A 17,640-nucleotide genomic window follows, 5' to 3' on the forward strand; every position below is an offset into this window, starting at 1 on the left:
TTAGGGCGCTTCCGCGCGCTGGCAATTCACCCCGGCCGGGATTCCGCCGCCGCGGCATAGAGCGCCATCCGCTTCGCGGCCTTCTCCGTCAGTCCGCCGGAGAAATCGAGCCCGGCCGGCGGGAGCTGGCCCGCGAAATGGCAGGCCACGCCATCCACCATCGCCGGATCCTTTTCCTTGCAGATCTGCTGGACGTGGGGGCAGCGCGTGTGGAAGCGGCAGCCCGAGGGCGGGTTCAGCGGGCTTGGCAGATCGCCGCCGAGCGGCTGCACGCGCCCGCGCCGCGAGGGATCGGGATGCGGGATCGCGGCCAGCAGCGCGCGCGTATAGGGATGGCGCGGATTGTCGAAGAGCTCACGCTTATCCGCGATCTCCACGATGCGGCCGAGATACATGACCGCGATCCGGTCCGCGACATGCTTCACCACCGCCAGGTCATGGGCGATGAAGAGGTAGGACAGGCCCAGGCGCTGCTGCAGGTCGCGCAGCAGGTTCACCACCTGCGCCTGGATGGAGACGTCCAGCGCCGAGACCGGCTCGTCGCAGATCACCAGATCCGGCTCGACCGCGAGCGCGCGGGCGATGCCGATGCGCTGGCGCTGTCCGCCGGAGAATTCATGCGCGTAGCGCTGCGCGTGGTACGGCGCGAGGCCGACCAGCCCCAGCAGCTCCTCCACCCGCGCTTTGCGCGAGGCGGCGTCGCCGATGTTGTGGACCTCCATCGGCTCGACGATGGTCTGGCCGACCGTCAGGCGCGGGTTCAGCGAGGCATAGGGGTCCTGGAAGACGATCTGGGCCCGCCGCCGGAAGGCCTTGAGCGTGGCGCCGCCGAGCTTCGTGATATCCGTCCCCTCGAAGCGGACGCTGCCCATGCTGGGCTCGATCAGCCGCAGCACCAGCCGCGCCGTGGTGGACTTGCCGCAGCCGCTCTCGCCGACGAGGGCCAGCGTCTCGCCGCGCTTCACGGTGAAGGAGACACCATCCACGGCGCGCACGAGGCCGATCTGCTTCGCGCGGATCACGCCCTTGCGGACGGGATAGTGCTTGGCGAGGTTCTCGACCTCCAGAAGGCTGCCGCCGTCGCCCGACCGGTTAACGCCGCTCATGCCGTGAAGCTCTCTTCGATGGGCGCGCGGAGGCAGGCCGCCTCGTGGCCGGGCACGATCTCGCGCAGCATGGGAATCTCCGACCGGCAGGCGTCGATCGCAAAGGGGCAGCGCGGGCTGAAGCGGCAGCCCGGCGGCAGCGCGAAGGGCGGCGGCACGGAGCCCTGGATGGCGAGCAGCCGCTCGCGATCCTCGTCCAGTCGCGGAATGCTGCCCAGCAGGCCCAGGGCATAGGGATGCTGCGGGTCCTCGAAGAGCTCACGGGAGGTCGTGCGCTCGACGACGCGGCCGGAATACATCACCGCGACCTCGTCGGCCATTTCCGCGATCACGCCGAGGTCGTGGGTGATGAGGATGATGGCCATCCCCGTCTCGGCCTGCAGGTCGCGCAGCAGGTCCAGGATCTGCGCCTGCACCGTCACGTCCAGCGCAGTGGTGGGCTCGTCGGCGATGAGCAGGCGCGGCGAGCAGGCCAGCGCCATGGCGATCATCACGCGCTGGCGCATGCCGCCCGAAAGCTGGTGCGGATATTCGTCGAAGCGGCGCTCCGGCGAGGGGATGCGAACGCGCGTCAGCGCCGCGATGCCCCGCTCGCGCAGCTCGGCCTTGCTGGCCTTAGGCTCGTGGACGCGGATGCCCTCGGTGATCTGGAATCCGACCGTATGGACCGGATTGAGCGAGGTCATCGGCTCCTGGAAGATCATGCCGATGTCGCGGCCGCGGACCATGCGCATCTCGTTGTTGGAGAGGCTGGCGAGATCCCTGCCCTCCAGCAGCACGCGCCCCGAGGCGATCCGCCCCGGATGCGCGATGAGCCGCATGATGGAGAGCGACAAGACCGACTTGCCGCAGCCGCTCTCGCCGACGATGCCGAGCGTGCGCCCGCGCATCACGTCGAGCGAGACGCCGTCCACGGCGGTGACCTCGCCGCCGGAGGTTCGGAAGACCGTCCGCAGCCCCTCGACCTTCAGGAGAGGCAGATTGCCGGCCGGCCGATTCAGACCTTCGGGCTCCGCCCTGCGGTCATCGGACGGCATCACAGCCACTTGAAGGTCGGAACCGCGATCTTGTCCGCCGTGCGATGCGCCCAGTCCTGCTGCGGCACCTTGGCCACGACGCGCTTCTGCGCCTCGGAAAGATTCAGCGCCGCCTGCTTGAAGTCCATGGTGAGGACCTGGCCGTCGCCGACCACCTTGATGCCGTCGACATAGACATCGCGCACCGCCCGGTCGCCGGCGGCGTAGATGAGCGCGCGCACGGGATCGTGGTTCGGCTGCATGCGCGGATGCGTCGCGTCCACCAGCACGAAGTCGGCGCGGCAACCCGGCGCCAGACGGCCGATGTCCTCGCGCCCGAGAGCCCGCGCGCCGCCGATCGTGGCCGCGTCGAAGATATCGGTCGTGGTCGTGGTGCGCGGGTCGTTCGCCTGGGTGCGGGCGAGATAGGCCACCAGCCGAAGCTCATCGAGCAGGTTGTGCGGATAGGTGTCGGTGCCCACGCCCATGTTCACGCCGTTGCGGCGATAGCGGCCGAAATCCTTCAGCGTGATGCCGCGCCGCGCGAAGACGGTGGGGCAATGCGCCACCGTCGTGCCCGTCTCGGCCAGGATCGAGATGTCGCGCTTGGTGTGCCAGGGCGTGCTGGGATGGTCGTCCAGGAAGATGCCGTGGCCGATGACGGCGCGCTCGTCCAGCAGGCCCATGTCGTTCAGCCACTGGATGGGCGTGACGCCGTGGCGGCGCGTGATCTCGTGGAACTCCACCACCGACTGCGCGGCGTGGATCTGCCAGGAGATGCCGCGCGCCTTGGCTTCGGCGCGGCTGTCGCGCAGGAGCTCGGGCGAGCAGGTGTCGATCTGCGCCGGGCAGGCCATGCCGAAGAGCCGCCCCGAGGGGTGCTGCTCGGCGCGCTGGATGAGGGTGAAGGCCTCCTCCATTGCCTTCACGCCGGCGGCCTCGTCCCATTCGTATTCGACGACATGGCCGTTCTTGGTGAACCACCGCGCCGACTTGAACATCGGCGCGATGCAGACGCGCATGCCGGAATCGGCCAGCAGATCGAGCCAGCCCGGATGCGCCATGGACAGATCGGCCAGGGTCGTCACGCCGCTCAGCAGCAGCTCCGACAGCGCGACGCGCACGCAATCGGGCACGGCTTCCGCATCCGTGCGGAAGATCGGCATGTATTCGTAGAGCGAGGAGTTGTAGAGGCCGGGGCTGCCGATCTCGTCGATCAGCCCCTTGTTCATCGGCTCGCTGCTGGGATGCGAGTGGATGTTCACGAGCCCGGGCATGACCATGAGGCCGCTGCCCGAGATCACTTCGTCCGCCACGCCCTCATAGCCGCGACCGACGAAGCGGATCACCCCGTCTTCGAAGGCCACGTCGCCCCCGGGCATATAGGCGTGGCGCTTTTCGGAAGCGTCCCAGGCGACGACGAGATCGGCGCCTTTGATGAGCGTGACAGTCATGTTTAACGAACCACCCTAAGATCGAGACCGCGATAAATACCAATGCCGTAGAGGCCATGCGCCCGCACACCGTCCACGCGCTGCGTGGAGAAGACGGACAACTCGCTATGCGCCAGCGTCAGCCAGGGTGCCTGCTCGGCGATACGCCGCTGGAGCAGCGCCGTGACTTCCGCGCGGCGGGCCGGATCCGTGCCGCGGCGGGCCTCTTCCAGCCAGGCGTCCGTCTCGGGGTCGTTCCAGTTCATCCGGTTCGGCGAGGGCCGGTTGCGGCTGTGCCAGTACAGCGACATCGCATCCGTCGCGGAGATATAGGGATAGCTCAGGATGAAGGCGTCGAACTCCTGCGTCGCGAGGCGACCCCAGGCCACCGTCGCATCGAAGAGCTGGACGCGCATCTCGATGCCGACCTGCCGCAGGCCCTGCTGGACGATCTCGGCCGCGCGCTGGTTGATGAGGTTGTTGATCGCATAGAGCAGGAAGCTCGCGCGCTGGCCGTCCTTCACGCGGACGCCATCGGCCCCGAGGCGCCAGCCGGCCTCGTCGAGCATGCGGCGCGCGGCGGCCGGATCGAAATTCGGCACCATCGCATCGGCCTGCGCGTCATAGTCGAGCGCATTCGGATTGATGTTGTTGCGCGCGGCCCGCGCATGGCCGGACCAGACGGCGCGGGCCAGGCCCACACGGTCCACCGCCATGTGGGCGGCGCGGCGGATCACCGGGTCGCTGACCACGGGCTTATCGACCTTGAAGCCCAGGAAGTAGTCCCAGAAGTAGTTGGGCTGGGTGCTGCTGCGAATGGTCGGCACGCGGCGCATCGTGTCCCAGAAGGCTTCGGGGATGTATTGCGTGATGTCGGCCTGGCCGGCCTGCAGCGCGGCGACGCGCGCGGCGGCCTCGGGGATCACGCGCCAGACGATGCGCTCGACATGCGCCGGCCCCCGGTTCTGCAGGACGGGCGGGCCCCAGCGATAGGTCGGGTGGCGCGTCATCACCATTTCGCTGCGCGGCGTCCAGCTGCCCCAGCAATAGGGGCCGGTGCCGTTGAATCCCTGCACGCCGAAATTGTCGCCCAGGCGCTCGACCGTCGCGCGGTCCACGATCACGCCGAAGAACTGGCTGAGCTGGGACAGCAGTTCGCCGAAGGGCTCGGTCAGCTCGTATTCGACGGTGTGCGGCCCGACGGCGCGGACCTCCTTCACCGGACCGGCGCGCCAGGCCACCGGCGAGGCCACGCGCGGCGTCGTGCGGCCGATCCAGCGGTTGATGCTGTAGACGACGTCATCGGCGGTGAAGGCCTTGCCGTCGCAGAAGGTGACGTCGGAGCGCAGGTGGAAGGTGTAGGTTTTGCCGTCCGGGCTGACCTCCCAGCGCTCGGCGAGGCCGGGACGCACGGTGCGCATGTCGAAGTCCATGCTCACCAGCGTGTCGGAGAGCATCTGCACGACTTCGCCGCCGGCGAGCGCGGTCGAACGGTGCGGATCGTAACGGTCGCTGTCGATCTCGCGCATGATGGTAATCTGGTTGCGCGGCTGCGTCTGAGCCTGCGCGGAGAAGGCGAGGCCCAGGGCGGCGAGACCGCCGAGCGCCGCGCGTTGCCAAGTCTTGATCATTCTAGAAGCTTCTCCCGTCAGATGCGCAGCCGGGGGTCGAGCGCATCGCGCAATGCATCCCCCAGCAGGTTGAAAGCCAGCACGATCACGAAGATCCCGATGGAGGGTATCACGCTGATATGCGGGGCGATGAAAAGGAAGCTGCGGCCCTGGGCGGCCATGGCGCCCAGCTCCGCGATGGGCGGCTGCGCGCCGAGCCCCAGGAAGGACAGCGCCGAGCCCAGCAGGATCACCTGCCCCAGCCGCAGCGTGGAGAAGACGAAGATGGCCGATAGGCAGTTGGGCGCGAGATGGCGCAGGATCATGCGCGTATCGCTCATGCCCGTGGCTCGCGCCGCCTCAATATAGTCGAGCTTCATGACCACCAGCGCCGAGCCGCGCACCACGCGCGCCATGAGCGGCACGGTGGCGATGGAGAGCGCGATGATGACCGAGGTCAGGCCCGGGCCGAAGATCGCCGCCAGCGCCAGGCCGAAGAGGATGGCCGGGAAGCTCAGCATGATGTCCATCAGGCGCATCAGCACCCCGTCGACGCGGCTGTAGAACGCGGCCAGGAAGCCGACCAGCGCGCCGATCACCCCGCCGACGACCAGCGAGGCGATTCCCATGAAGAGCGTGACCTGCAGGCCGTAGAGCATGCGGGCCAGGATATCCCGCCCCTGCCCGTCCGTGCCGAGCCAGTACTGCGCATCCGGCGGCTGCATGATGGCCATCAGATCGGTTTCGAAGGGATCGCGCGGCGAGAGCCAGGGCGCGAGGATCGCGGCCAGCAGGATCACGATCACGATCGCGAGGCTGATGGCGCCGCCCGTGTCGCGCATGAGCATGCGCAGCACGGTCGGACGGCGCGGCGCCTGATCGGCGGCGGGAGCGGGGGCCACGGCCGCGCTCATGCCTGCCGCACCCGCGGATCGAGGACCGCATAGAGAAGATCCACGGCGAGGTTCACCAGGATGAATCCGAGGCTCAGCACGATGATGGTGCCCTGTGCCATCGGGAAGTCGGCCGAAAGGATCGCGCCGACGGCGAGACGGCCCACGCCGGGCCAGGAGAAGATGGTCTCCGTCACCACCGCGCCGCCCAGAAGGAAGCCGATCTGCAGCCCGATCAGCGTGACCACCGGGATCAGCGCGTTGCGCAGCGCATGCCGCAGCACGACGTGATACTCGGTCAGGCCCTTGGCGCGCGCGGTGCGGACATGCTCGGCGGAGAGCGTGTCCACCACGGCGGTGCGCGTCATGCGGGCCACGGGACCGATGAAGACACCGCCCAACGTGATCGACGGCAGGATGATCGCCATCAGCCCGTCCGCGGTCCAGAGCGGCCCGCCGCGGCCGGTGAAGGGCAGCAACTGCCACTGGAAGCCGACGAACCAGATCAGCAGCAGGCCGATGAAGAAGACCGGCACGGAAACGCCCGCGACGCTGACGGCCATGATCGCCTTGTCCAGCAGCGAACCACGCCAATAGGCCGCGATGGTGCCGAGGAAGATGCCGGTCGGAATGGACCAGATCAGCGAGCAGAGCATCAGCTCCAGCGTCGGGCCGATGGTGCTGGCGAGCTCCTGCGTCACCTCGACGTTGTTGATGATGGAGACGCCGAGGTCGCCATGAGCCAGCCGCCAGAGATACTTGCCGAACTGCACGTAGATCGGCGCATCGAGGCCGAGTTCCGCGCGGATTTCCGCGATGACTTCGACCGTGGCCTGCGGGCCGGCGCGGACGGTCGCGGGATCCGTTGGCACCACCTGCATGAGCAGGAAGCCGATCAGCAGCACGCCGAACATGACCGGGATCGCAAGTCCGATCCGCTGCAACGCATGGCGCAGCATCAGGTGAAGACCCCGTGACGATCGAAGATGGGCGCGCCGCCGCGGATCGTGAGGTCGGCCTGGACGTTCAGGTATTCCTCGGGCGCGATCGCGGTGATGTCCTGCGAGAGGATGGCGATATCCGCATCCATGCCGGGCTCAAGCGTGCCGCGCACGGATTCCGCGAAGGTCGAATGCGCGCCGCACCAAGTGTAGCAATGCAGCGCCTCCTGGATGGACAGCCGCTCACCGGCGCCGAAGACCGTGCCCTGATTGGTCTTGCGGGTGACCATGGTGAAGAGGTTCTTGAAGGGATCGACCGTGGAGACCGGCGAGTCGGAGGAGGCGGCGGGATGATGGCCGTCCTCCAGCCAGGTCTTCATCGGATAGGCAGCCTCGGTGCGCGGCAGGCCGAGGTTCTTCAGGTAGAGATCGCCGAACTCGTACATGAAGACCGGCTGGGGCACGGGCAGGATGCCGCGCGCCTTCATGCGGCGCATCTGGTCCTTGGTCACGAAGCCGCAATGCTCGATGCGATGGCGGCGCCCGGGTGAGGCGCCGGCCTCCTCCATGCCGCTCAGCACCTGCTCGATGGCGGCGTCGCCGATGGCGTGGATGTCGAGCTGCCAGCCCTGCTCGTGATACTTCCTCAGCAGCGCGTGGATGCTGTCGGTCGGGAAGGTGAAGACGCCGGTGCCGCCGCCCGCGCTGGCGAGATAGGGATCGAAGAAGGCGGCCGTCAGCCCGCCCGCGCTGCCATCGGCGAAGACCTTGGCCGCGCCCCAGCGGAGCATGGCGTGAAGATCGTCACCGGGCTTCCAGGGACGCATCCCCGCCTCCCAGGCGGCCTCGCCGATGCCCTCGGGATTGGCGGCGATCACCTGCCACATCCGCTGCAGGCAGCGGCCCTCGCGCACCGCGCGCTCATAGGCGGCGACCTCGGCGAGATTGGCCGTCATGCCGACATTCATGTCGGTGGCCGAGGCGAAGCCCAGCGCCGCGAGGTGCTTTCCGGCTTTCTCGATGGCATCGACCATGAAGTCCTCGCCGGGCGAGGGCATCGCGGCCTTGATGAGGCTCATCGCGCGCTCCTGGATGAGGCCCGTGAGGGCCCCGTCGCGCTTCTCGATGACGCCGCCTTCGGGCACGGGCGTGTTGTGGCCGATGCCGGCCGCGCGCAGCGCCGCGGTGTTCGCCACGCCCATATGCCCGCAGGTGCGCACGATGAAGGCGGGATGATCCGGCACGGCGGCGTCGAGCTCGGAGACGGTCGGGTGGCGGCCGATATCCAGGGCGGCGTGATCGTAGCCGCGGCCCACCACCCATTCGCCCTTGGGGCGCGAGGAGGCGGCGTTGCGCAGGCGGCTCAATGTCTCGTCCAGCGAGCGGACTTCCTCGGCGCGGAGGTTCACCATGGAGAGCCCCAGACCGAAGGGCAGCAGGTGCATATGCGCTTCGTTGAAGGCGGGGATCGCGAGGCGGCCGTCCAGCTCGACGCGCTTCGTATCCGGCCCGGCGAGCGCCTCGATCTCGGATTTCGTACCGACGGCCAGAACCTTGCCGCCACCAATCGCCATAGCTTCGGCGATACCGCCTGCAAGGCCACGGAATACCGTGCCGCCCGTGAAAATAATCTCGGCGCTCAAACTGGAATCCTCGAACCAAACTTTGTCGGGATGGTCCCGCGCCCGCCCCCCGGCGTCAACCGCGCAACGCCCCTCTTCCATCGAGGGGCACGGACATGGCACGCTTGGAACGAGGCAACAGGGCGGGCGGAATGCCAAGGACTTAGGCAAGTCGCCTGGAGCGACGGGCCGCCCGAATTCTGCAACAGGATATTGTTCATGCAACGCCGCACGCTCCTCGCCGCCCCCGCATTCCTCCCCTTCGCGGCCCAGGCGCAGGGCTTCACCCCGCAGAATCCGGAATGCATCGCCGGTGCGGCGCCGGGCGGCGGCTTCGACATCACCTGCCGCCTCACCACCCGCATGCTGAACGAGACGGGCATCGTCACTCAGGCGATCCGCACGCAGAACATGCCCGGCGGCATCGGCGCGGTGGCGATCAACCACATCAACGCGCAGCGCCGCACCGATCCGAATGTGATCGTGGCCGTCTCCACCGGATCCTGGGTGAACATGGCCACCGGCCGCTTCGGCCGCTTCGGCGAGAATGACGTCCGCTGGATCGGCGCGATCGGCGCGGATTACGGCGTGCTGGCCGTGAGGAAGGACAGTCCCTTCCAGAACCTGGCGGACCTCGTGGCTGCGCTGCGCGCCAATCCCGGCGGCGTGCCCATGGGGGCCGGCGGTGCGGTGGGCAGCCAGGACTGGACCAAGGCAGCGCTGGTGGCGCGCTCGGCCGGCGTCGATCCCCGCCGCATGCGCTACGTGCCCTTCGAGGGCGGCGGCCAGACACTCGCTGCGCTGCTGGGCGGGCATATCCAGCTCGCGCCCGTCGATGCTTCCGAGGCGCGCGGCCAGTTCGAGGCGGGCGAGATCCGGCTGCTGGCCGTGCTCTCCGCCGAGCGCCTGCCGGGCACGCTGTCGGCTGTGCCGACGGCCAAGGAGCAGGGCTTCGAGGCCGAATGGCCCATCGTGCGCGGCTTCTATGGCCCGCCGCAGATGCCCGACGCGGCCTATAACTTCTGGGTGGAGGCGATCCGCCGGCTGACCGCCCATGCCGACTGGCCGGCGCAGCGCGCGGCGCAGGGGCTCTTCGAGTTCAACATGGTCGGCGCGGAATTCGAGGCACTGGCCAAGCGCAAGACGGCCGAATTCCGCCAGCTCGCGCGGGATGTGGGCTTGGTGAGCCAGTGATTTCTGCCGATCGCGTTCTCGGCGGACTGCTGATCGTCCTGGCGGCGCTGGCCTTCTGGTCGGCGCAGTCGCTGGTCGTGCCTTTCGCCGCCGATCCCCTGGGGCCGAAGGGCTTTCCCTCGGCCGTCGCGATCATCCTGGCGGTCTGCGGCGCGCTGCTGCTCTTCGCCCGTGGGTTGCCCTTCGCCTGGCCGGAGCGGCGCTTCGCTCCCTTCCTGCTGGTCGTCGTGATGGCGGGCTATGCGCTGCTGCTGGTGCCGCTGGGCTTCATCCTCGCCACGGCGGGCCTCGCCTGCGGCGTGGCGCTGCTCTTCGGGGCGCGGCCCGCATTCGCGCTGGTGACCGGCGCGGTGACGAGTGTGGCACTCTGGGCGCTCTTCGACAAATTGCTCGATCTTCCCCTGCCCAAAGGGATCCTCGGGCTGTGATGGACACCTTCTCCGCGCTCGGCGGCGGCTTCGCGGTCGCCCTGGTGCCGACCAACCTGGCGCTCGCCTTCCTCGGCTGCATCATCGGCACCGCGATCGGCGTGCTCCCCGGCATCGGACCGCTGAACGCCATCGCGCTCCTGCTGCCCTTCTGCCTCGCCTTGCGCCTGCCGCCCGAGAGCGCGCTGATCCTGCTGGCCGCCGTCTATTACGGCTCGGGCTATGGCGGGCGCATCACGGCGATCCTGCTGAACATGCCGGGCGAGCCCTCGGCCGTGCTGACCACGCTGGACGGCCATCCGCTCGCCAAGCAGGGGCGCGGCAGCGCGGCGCTGGCCATCTCGGGCATCGGCAGCTTCGTGGGCGCGACGCTCTCCGTGATCCTGATGACCTTTCTCTCCGTGCCGCTGGCGCGGATCGCGGTGGCCTTCTCGCCGGCGGATTATGTGGCGCTGATCGCCTTCGCGCTCTCGCTGCTCGGCGCGGTCGGCGGGACCTCCGCGCCCAAGGCCTGGGCGGCGGGGTGCCTGGGCATCCTGCTGGCGCTGGTCGGCGTGGATTCCGGCACGGGGGTCGAGCGCTTCACCGCCGGTTCGCTGGAGCTGCTGGGGGGGATCGACTTCACGGTCCTGGCGGTTGGTCTCTTCGCCATCGGCGAGATCCTGCTGCTGATCGAGACCAACCTTCGTACCGAGGCGGCGAAGCTCGGTGGCGGCAAGCGGTTGTCCTTCCGCGAGATCGTCTTCTGCCTGCCGGCCATGCTGCGCGCGACCGGCATCGGCTTCGTCATCGGCGTGCTGCCGGGCGCGGGCGCCTCGGTCGCCTCTGCCCTGTCCTACACGGCCGAGAAGCGCCTGCACGAGGACGAGGGCACCTTCGGCAAGGGCGACCTGCGCGGCGTGGCGGCGCCCGAGACGGCGGACAATGCCGCTCAGATCGGCAATCTCGTGCCGATGCTCTCGCTCGGCATTCCGGGCTCGGGAACGACGGCCGTGCTGCTGGGCGCGCTGCTGATGTACAATATCACGCCCGGCCCCCTGCTCTTCACGCAGCGGCCGGACGTGGCCTGGGGCCTGATCGCGTCGATGTATATCGGCAATGCGATGCTGCTGCTGCTGAACCTGCCGCTGGTGGGCATCTTCGCGCGGCTGCTGACGGTGCCGGCCTGGGTGCTCTATCCGGGCGTGCTCGCGCTGAGCTTCGCCGGCGTCTATGCCGTGAGCAACTCGGCCTTCGACCTGCTGATGGCGATCGGCTTCGGCATCATGGGCTGGCTGATGCGCAAGCTGGACGTGCCGCTGGTGCCGATCGTGCTGGGCTTCGTGCTGGGGCGCATGCTGGAGGACAACCTGCGCCGCGCGCTCGCGCTCTCGGATGGAAGCATCGCGGAGCTGGCGGCGTCGCCGGTGTCGATCGCGCTTTGGGTGATGACGGTGGTGGCGGCGCTCTGGCCGTTGCGCGCGAGGTTGCTGGGGATCTTCCTGCGGGGCCGGACGGCGGCCCGGTGAAACGGCAAGACGTGCGCGGCCGGCAAGGATGAGGCTCGCCGCACGTCTCCTCAACTTCGTGCCGACCTCCGCGGCCATCGAGACCGGCTTCGTGGGGGCTGTGGACGAGATCGGCCTGATCCGGGCCTTCTCGGTCTACGACTTCGATCTGAAACCCATGTAGCGCGCAGAGGCGAAGCCCCCCTCACCTGTCCGGCGGAGCGCCGTCGAAGCCGTTGGCCAACACCCCGCGCGGCGCGATGAACGAATAGGGCCCGCGCGGCAGGAACTGCGAGGTCCCCTCCTCCGCCTGCACGACCCCATCGCGCATCACCACCTCGCCGCGGCGAATGGTCGTCATCGGCCAGCCCGTGACCTCCATGCCTTCATAGGGCGTGTAGTCGCCCACATGCTGCATCAGCGCGTTGGTCAGCGTCTTTCTCGCCTTTGGATCCCACAGCACGAGGTCCGCATCCGCGCCCACCGCGATGCTGCCCTTGCGGGGCGCGAGCCCCATCAGCCGCGCCGGGTTGGTCGCGGTCAGCCGCACGAAATCGTCCAGGGTAATGCGCCCCTTGGACACGCCCTCGCTGAACAGGATCGGCAGCCGCGCCGCCAGGCCCGGAATGCCGTTGGGGATATCGCGGAACACCGCGTCGCGGCCGTTCTGCGCCTTGCCCTTGTCGCCCTCGAAGCTGAAGGCGCAATGGTCCGAGGAGACCACGTCCAGCACGCCGCGCCGGATCATGTCCCAGATGCGCGCATGCTCCTCCGCGTCGCGCGGCGCGGGGCTGCACATGAACTTGGCGCCCTCGAAGCCCGGGCGGTCCATGTCCCCGGCGGTGAGGGCGATGTATTGCGGGCAGGTCTCGCCCCAGACCTTCACGCCGCGCGCCTGGGCGCGGGCGATCTCCTCGGCCGCCTCAGCGCAGCTGACATGGAAGACCTGGATGGGCTGGTCCACGAATTCGGCCAGCGCGATGGCGCGATGCGTGGCCTCGCGCTCCACGACGGGCGGGCGCGACCAGGCGTGGTATTTCGGCGCGGTCATGCCGGCCTCGAGCAGCTTCCGGGTGCGCCAGTTGATGGCGTCGTAATTCTCGCAATGGACGGTGACGAGGCAGCCGAGCTTCCGCGCCGTGGTCAGCACCCGGAGATACTGCGCGTCGGAGAGATGCACCGCATCGTAGGTGAGAAAGACCTTGAGGCTGCGGATGCCCTTGGCGACGAGCTGCGGGATTTCCTTCTCCATCACCTCGTCGGTCGGGTCGGCGATGATCTGGTGGAAGCCGTAATCCACCATGCCCTTTTGCGCGCGGGCCTCGGCATCGGCATGGCGCTCCAGCACGCCGCCGCCCTTCCATTGCGGGATGAAGCAGACGACCGAGGTGGTCCCGCCCGCGAAGGCCGATCGGCTGGCCGTGACGAAGCTCTCCTCGGCGACGCCGCCGGGCTGGGCTTCCTCGATATGGCAATGGGTGTCCACGCCGCCGGGCAGGACCAGCAGGCCCTTGGCATCGACGCTCGCGCCCGAAGTCTCGAGCGTCTCGGCCAAAGCGATGATGCGCCCGCCCTTCACGCCGATGTCGCAGCGCGTGGTGCCAAAGCCGGTCGCGACCTCGCCGCCGCGCACCACCAGGTCGAACTCCGCCATGACATCCCCTTTCCTGAGCGGACCGAGGATGCCGTCATCACGCGCCCCGCGCCAGGAGCTCGGCCGCATCAATCCGGCCGGGGCGACCCCTCCCGCCGCGTTCGGACAGGCAGATTGCCTGTCACGACGGCAGGCCGGCCCGCCTCAGCCCTGCAGATAGGGGTTGGTCCGCCGCTCCGTGCCGAAATCCGAGCTGGGGCCATGGCCGCAGACGAAGCCGATCTCGTCGCCGAGCGGCAGCAGCTTGGTCTTGATGGCGTGGATCAGTGCGTCGTGGTCGCCATAGGGGAAGTCCGTGCGGCCGATGGAACCTTGGAACAGCACGTCGCCCACGAAGGCCACGCGCAGCTTGGTGCTGACATAGACGAGGCTGCCGGGCGAATGGCCGGGGCAGTGATAAATGGCGAATTCCTCGCCCGCCAAGGTGACGGTCTCGCCCTCGTCCAGCCAGCGGTCCGGCACCAGGTTGCGCGCGCCGTCGAGGCCATAGGCGCGGCCCTGGTTCTCCAGATGGTCGAGCAGGATCTTGTCGCCGAGCTGCGGGCCGATCACGGCGATGCCGGTCCGCTCCCGCAGTTCGTCGGCGCCGCCAGCGTGGTCTATATGGCCATGGGTGAGCAGGATCTGCACGAGCTTGAGACCCTGTTTCTCCAGCTGCGCCAGGATCTCGGCCACGTCGCCGCCCGGATCGATGACCGTCGCTTCCATGGTCGTGTCGTCCCAGACCAGCGTGCAGTTCTGCTGGAAGGCGGTGACGGGGATGATGCCAGCCTTGAGGGCCATAGGATGCTCCGGAACAGCTTTGCCCCGGCCTATCACCCGGGCAGCCGGATCGCCACCCTCAGCCCGCCTTCGGCGCGGTTGTGCAGCGTCACCTCGCCGCCATGGGCGCGCAGGATGCTGCGGGCGATGGTGAGGCCGAGGCCGGTGCCCCCCGTCTCGCGATTGCGGCTGCCCTCGATGCGCTGGAAGGGCTGGAAGACCTTCTCCTGCGAATCCTCGGGGATGCCGGGTCCGGCATCGTCCAGCAGCATGACCACGCTCTCGCCGCGCCGCTCCAGGGCCAGGCGGGCGGAATCGCCGTATTTCAGCGCATTGCCCACGAGGTTGGACAGCGCCCGCTTCAGCGCCACGGGGCGCACGCGCAGGATCAGATGTTCGGGGCCATCGAAGGCGATGTCCTCGGCATGCTCGGGGCAGGCATCGGCCGCCTCGTCCAGCACGGTGCGGGCGAGGCTCGCGATATCGACCGTGGCGGCCGGCTCATTGGCCGCGTCGTCGCGGGCGAAGGCGAGGGTCGAGGCGATCATCGCCTCCATCTCGGCGAGGTCGGCCAGCATCTTGGCGCGCTGCTCGTCGTCGTCGAGGAATTCCGCGCGCAGGCGCAGCCGGGTGATCGGCGTGCGCAGGTCATGGCTGATGGCGGCCAGCATCTGCGTCCGGTCCGCCACGAAGCGGCGGATATTGGCCGCCATGGTGTTGAAGGCGGTTGCGGCCGTCGCGATCTCGGCCGGGCCGGATTCGGGCAGGGCCGGCGCGTTCACGTCGCGGCCCAGCCGTTCCGCCGCCGCCGCCAGATCGGCCACGGGCCGCGTCAGCCGGCGCACGCCCCACCAGATCAGCAGCCCCGCCGTCACCGACATGGCGATGAAGGCGATGAGGAAGGTGTCCGAATGCCAGGGCCGCGGATGGGGGTGGCGGAAGGTGAGGTTCAGCCAGCCCTGATCGGGAAAGCGCATGGAGATGGCGAAGGCGTCCCGCCCCAGCTCGCCCGCGCGGGTCTCCGCGGGGCGGAAGCGGCGCGGCGGGACCGGCAGGCCATTCTGGCCCGGACCAGCCCCCATATTGGGGCCGTCGACGCGGAACAGCCGTGCCATGTCGTGCGGAATGGGCCGCAGGCCCGGCGGGGTGGTGGAGTGCGGATCGTAGCTGGCGATCAGGGTCGATGGCAGGTCCGCCTCGGCGAGGATGGCCGCCCGGCGGTCGGGCGGCGTGATCACCAGGGCGCGCCACAGGTTGAAGGCCCGCACGGAATTCTCGCGCGCCTCGGAGACGCGCTGCAGCTCCACCCGGTCGAAGGCGTGGATGGTGAGGCCCAGCGCCTGCACGGCCATGAGGCCGAGGATCAGGACCAGCGCGGTGCGGCCCCCCAGGCTGACGGGCCAGAAGCGGCGAAAGACGTCGAGCGCCACTCAGGCACGCTCGACAGTGGCCGAGAGCACATAGCCGCCGCCGCGCACCGTCTTGATGACCGAGGGGTTGCGCCCGTCATCCTCCAGCTTGCGGCGCAGGCGCGAGACCGCCACGTCGATCGCGCGGTCGAAGGGGCCGGGCTGGCGGTTGTGCAGCAGGTCCATGAGCATGTCGCGCGTCAGCACGCGGTTGGGGCGCTCCAGCAGGGTCGTCAGCAATTCGTATTCACCGCCGGTGAGTGGCACCTCGGCGCCCTGCGGGTTCACCAGCCGCCGGCGCGCGGCCTCCAGCACCCAGCCCGCGAAGAGCAGCGTGCCGCCGGCCTCCTCGCCCGGGCCGTTGAGCCCCTCCCCGCCCTGGGCGCGGCGCAGCACGGCGCGAATGCGCGCCAGCAGCTCGCGCGGGTTGAAGGGCTTGGCCATGTAGTCGTCCGCGCCGAGCTCCAGGCCGACGATGCGGTCCGTCTCCTCGCCCATGGCGGTGAGCATGACGATGGGCACGTTGGACTGGCTGCGCAGCCAGCGCGCGACGTCCAGGCCGGATTCGCCCGGCAGCATGAGGTCGAGCACCACGAGGCTGTAGCGCGCGAGCGGCCAGACGCGCCGGGCCTCGCGCGCATCGCGGGCCAAGGTGACGCGCAGCCCCTGCTTTTCGAGAAACTTCCCGAGAAGCTCGCGGATCTCCCGGTCGTCGTCGAGCACGAGGATATGTGGGGTCGGTTCCATGGGGCGCATGTTACAATCGGCCGCCGGTTTCCGTCCGTCGCCAATTGTAACAGCCGCTTGGGGCGCGGGGCACCCATGCGATGGACGTCAGTCCTCGGCTTTGGCGCCGGAGACGCGCACCACCTCGGCCCAGCGATCGAGCTCGGCGCGCAGGAAGGTCGCGAATTCCTCCGGCGTGCCCATGGCCGAGGCGGCGCCGAGCATCTCCAGGCGCTGCGTGACCTCGGGGATTCGCAGCGCCTGGCTGGCCTCCGCGTTCACGCGCTCGATCACCGGGCGCGGCGTGCCGGCCGGCGCGAAGAGCCCGTTCCAGGACGAGACCTCGTAGCCGGCCACGCCCTGCTCCAGGAAGGTCGGCACGTCCGGCATGCTCGACAGGCGCTGCGCCGAGGCCACGCCCAGCACGCGCATCCGTCCCGAGCGCATCTGCGGCAGCACGGAGACCGTGGTCGAGAGCATGCAGGGCAGCGCGCCGGAGAGCACGTCGGTGATGGCCGGCGCATCGCCGCGATAGGGCACGTGCAGCAGGTCGATCCCCAGCGTGACCTTCAGCATCTCGCCCGCCAGATGCGAGGCGGAACCGTTGCCGGCCGAGCCATAGCCGATGCGGCCCGGCGCCTCGCGCGCCATGGCGACGAGCCGGGCGAAGTCGCGCGCCGGGTGGTCGGCGCGGACCATCAGCGCCATCGGCACCTTGTTGGCCAGGACGATGGGCGCGAAGGAGCGCACGGCGTCGAAGGGCAGGTTCGCGCGCATCACCGGGTTGATGGCGTTGGGGCCGAGATTGCCCATCAGCAGCGTGTGGCCGTCATTGGGGCTGGTCGCGACATTCTCCAGCGCGATGGCGCCGTTCGCGCCGGGGCGGTTGTCCACCACCACGTTCTGGCCCAGCGCGCGGGTCAGCGGCTCGGTGATGAGGCGCGCCGTGGTGTCGGAGGCCCCGCCGGGCGGATAGGGGATGACGATGCGGATGCTGCGCTCGGGCCAGGCGGCGCGGGCGCCCGTGGCCAAAGCGGGTGTGGCGAGCGCGCCCAGCAAAAGGGCGCGTCTCTGAGTGCGCATGGTCATGGCCGTTCCTTCGTGAATCTTCCCTGGAGGCGATCCTCGGGGATGCGCCGAAGCCGGTCCAGCGGGCAAATTGCGGAAACCGCGCGGGCCGTGCTATCGCAGCCGCAATGCGGGCGTGGTGGAACTGGTAGACGCGCCGGACTCAAAATCCGGTTCCGCAAGGAGTGTCGGTTCGATTCCGACCGCCCGCACCATCTCTCTTTGCGCGATGCCGCCAATGGCGAGTCCCAAGACCTTCAATCCGTCCAGGCCGCAGCGCGTCGCGCTCGC

The 17,640-nt window shown here is 69.1% G+C and carries 16 protein-coding genes and 1 tRNA gene; 5 read left to right on the forward strand and 12 right to left on the reverse strand.

Annotated elements, in window-relative coordinates; genetic code table 11:
- Positions 1–26 precede the first annotated feature (26 nt).
- From ACO057_RS07215 to ACO057_RS07245, 7 genes are read right to left on the reverse strand one after another with little or no spacing between them, the layout of a single operon-like run.
- Complete coding sequence (locus ACO057_RS07215; protein WP_421990098.1) at positions 27–1,106, reverse strand: ABC transporter ATP-binding protein; 1,080 nt, start codon at positions 1,104–1,106, stop codon at positions 27–29.
- The gene (locus ACO057_RS07220; protein ID WP_421990100.1) at positions 1,103–2,143 is read right to left on the reverse strand and encodes an ABC transporter ATP-binding protein; all 1,041 of its coding nucleotides are present in this window, start codon (positions 2,141–2,143) and stop codon (positions 1,103–1,105) included. Before ACO057_RS07220 ends, ACO057_RS07215 begins: the two co-directional genes overlap by 4 nt.
- Complete coding sequence (locus ACO057_RS07225) at positions 2,143–3,576, reverse strand: amidohydrolase family protein (protein WP_421990102.1); 1,434 nt, start codon at positions 3,574–3,576, stop codon at positions 2,143–2,145. The genes ACO057_RS07220 and ACO057_RS07225 overlap by 1 nt, the downstream gene beginning before the upstream one ends.
- Before the next feature lie 2 nt (positions 3,577–3,578).
- Positions 3,579–5,186, reverse strand: a complete 1,608-nt coding sequence (locus ACO057_RS07230; RefSeq protein ID WP_421990104.1) for an ABC transporter substrate-binding protein — start codon at positions 5,184–5,186, stop codon at positions 3,579–3,581.
- 17 nt (positions 5,187–5,203) lie between these two features.
- On the reverse strand, positions 5,204–6,079 hold the full coding sequence (locus ACO057_RS07235; protein ID WP_421990106.1) for an ABC transporter permease: 876 nt from the start codon (positions 6,077–6,079) through the stop codon (positions 5,204–5,206).
- The gene (locus tag ACO057_RS07240) at positions 6,076–7,017 is read right to left on the reverse strand and encodes an ABC transporter permease (RefSeq protein WP_421990108.1); all 942 of its coding nucleotides are present in this window, start codon (positions 7,015–7,017) and stop codon (positions 6,076–6,078) included. Before ACO057_RS07240 ends, ACO057_RS07235 begins: the two co-directional genes overlap by 4 nt.
- Positions 7,017–8,642, reverse strand: coding sequence for an amidohydrolase (locus ACO057_RS07245; protein WP_421990110.1), 1,626 nt, complete (start codon positions 8,640–8,642; stop codon positions 7,017–7,019). The genes ACO057_RS07240 and ACO057_RS07245 overlap by 1 nt, the downstream gene beginning before the upstream one ends.
- A gap of 198 nt (positions 8,643–8,840) precedes the next feature.
- On the opposite strand from ACO057_RS07245, the gene ACO057_RS07250 reads away from it, so the two are divergent.
- The 4 genes from ACO057_RS07250 to ACO057_RS07265 are packed head-to-tail and all read left to right on the forward strand — an operon-like array spanning position 8,841 to position 11,914.
- Positions 8,841–9,815, forward strand: coding sequence for a tripartite tricarboxylate transporter substrate binding protein (locus tag ACO057_RS07250; RefSeq protein ID WP_421990112.1), 975 nt, complete (start codon positions 8,841–8,843; stop codon positions 9,813–9,815).
- Complete coding sequence (locus ACO057_RS07255) at positions 9,812–10,243, forward strand: tripartite tricarboxylate transporter TctB family protein (RefSeq protein WP_421990114.1); 432 nt, start codon at positions 9,812–9,814, stop codon at positions 10,241–10,243. The genes ACO057_RS07250 and ACO057_RS07255 overlap by 4 nt, the downstream gene beginning before the upstream one ends.
- Positions 10,243–11,751 (forward strand): tripartite tricarboxylate transporter permease, encoded by a 1,509-nt coding sequence (locus ACO057_RS07260; protein WP_421990116.1) that lies wholly within the window; start codon positions 10,243–10,245, stop codon positions 11,749–11,751. Before ACO057_RS07255 ends, ACO057_RS07260 begins: the two co-directional genes overlap by 1 nt.
- Positions 11,752–11,779: 28 nt before the next feature.
- Positions 11,780–11,914, forward strand: coding sequence for a hypothetical protein (locus ACO057_RS07265; RefSeq protein ID WP_421990118.1), 135 nt, complete (start codon positions 11,780–11,782; stop codon positions 11,912–11,914).
- 21 nt (positions 11,915–11,935) lie between these two features.
- Here ACO057_RS07265 and hydA read toward each other — a convergent pair whose 3' ends face one another.
- The 5 genes from hydA to ACO057_RS07290 form a co-directional block, all read right to left on the reverse strand.
- Positions 11,936–13,384, reverse strand: coding sequence for a dihydropyrimidinase (hydA, locus tag ACO057_RS07270; RefSeq protein ID WP_421990120.1), 1,449 nt, complete (start codon positions 13,382–13,384; stop codon positions 11,936–11,938).
- Positions 13,385–13,528: 144 nt separating this feature from the next.
- Positions 13,529–14,167: an MBL fold metallo-hydrolase gene (locus tag ACO057_RS07275; protein WP_421990122.1), complete on the reverse strand. Its 639-nt coding sequence runs from the start codon at positions 14,165–14,167 to the stop codon at positions 13,529–13,531.
- A gap of 32 nt (positions 14,168–14,199) precedes the next feature.
- A complete protein-coding gene (locus tag ACO057_RS07280) occupies positions 14,200–15,576 on the reverse strand; it encodes an ATP-binding protein (RefSeq protein ID WP_421990124.1) in 1,377 nt (458 codons plus the stop codon).
- A complete protein-coding gene (locus ACO057_RS07285) occupies positions 15,577–16,302 on the reverse strand; it encodes a response regulator (RefSeq protein ID WP_421990126.1) in 726 nt (241 codons plus the stop codon).
- A gap of 87 nt (positions 16,303–16,389) precedes the next feature.
- Positions 16,390–17,370, reverse strand: a complete 981-nt coding sequence (locus ACO057_RS07290) for a Bug family tripartite tricarboxylate transporter substrate binding protein (RefSeq protein ID WP_421990128.1) — start codon at positions 17,368–17,370, stop codon at positions 16,390–16,392.
- Positions 17,371–17,479: 109 nt separating this feature from the next.
- On the opposite strand from ACO057_RS07290, the gene ACO057_RS07295 reads away from it, so the two are divergent.
- Positions 17,480–17,564 (forward strand) — tRNA-Leu (locus ACO057_RS07295).
- The last annotated feature ends 76 nt before the right edge of the window (positions 17,565–17,640 follow it).

Source organism: Roseococcus sp. (assembly GCF_965227005.1).
Classification (GTDB): domain Bacteria; phylum Pseudomonadota; class Alphaproteobacteria; order Acetobacterales; family Acetobacteraceae; genus Roseococcus.

Bases quoted from the DNA above. Each gene is read 5' to 3' on its own strand.
- ACO057_RS07215 (WP_421990098.1), bottom strand. From the start codon at position 1,106: ATGAGCGGCGTTAACCGGTCGGGCGACGGCGGCAGCCTTCTGGAGGTC.
- ACO057_RS07265 (WP_421990118.1), top strand. From the start codon at position 11,780: ATGAGGCTCGCCGCACGTCTCCTCAACTTCGTGCCGACCTCCGCGGCC.
- ACO057_RS07225 (WP_421990102.1), bottom strand. From the start codon at position 3,576: ATGACTGTCACGCTCATCAAAGGCGCCGATCTCGTCGTCGCCTGGGAC.
- ACO057_RS07285 (WP_421990126.1), bottom strand. From the start codon at position 16,302: ATGGAACCGACCCCACATATCCTCGTGCTCGACGACGACCGGGAGATC.
- hydA (WP_421990120.1), bottom strand. From the start codon at position 13,384: ATGGCGGAGTTCGACCTGGTGGTGCGCGGCGGCGAGGTCGCGACCGGC.
- ACO057_RS07290 (WP_421990128.1), bottom strand. From the start codon at position 17,370: ATGACCATGCGCACTCAGAGACGCGCCCTTTTGCTGGGCGCGCTCGCC.
- ACO057_RS07235 (WP_421990106.1), bottom strand. From the start codon at position 6,079: ATGAGCGCGGCCGTGGCCCCCGCTCCCGCCGCCGATCAGGCGCCGCGC.
- ACO057_RS07275 (WP_421990122.1), bottom strand. From the start codon at position 14,167: ATGGCCCTCAAGGCTGGCATCATCCCCGTCACCGCCTTCCAGCAGAAC.
- ACO057_RS07220 (WP_421990100.1), bottom strand. From the start codon at position 2,143: ATGCCGTCCGATGACCGCAGGGCGGAGCCCGAAGGTCTGAATCGGCCG.
- ACO057_RS07250 (WP_421990112.1), top strand. From the start codon at position 8,841: ATGCAACGCCGCACGCTCCTCGCCGCCCCCGCATTCCTCCCCTTCGCG.
- ACO057_RS07260 (WP_421990116.1), top strand. From the start codon at position 10,243: ATGGACACCTTCTCCGCGCTCGGCGGCGGCTTCGCGGTCGCCCTGGTG.
- ACO057_RS07240 (WP_421990108.1), bottom strand. From the start codon at position 7,017: ATGCTGCGCCATGCGTTGCAGCGGATCGGACTTGCGATCCCGGTCATG.
- ACO057_RS07230 (WP_421990104.1), bottom strand. From the start codon at position 5,186: ATGATCAAGACTTGGCAACGCGCGGCGCTCGGCGGTCTCGCCGCCCTG.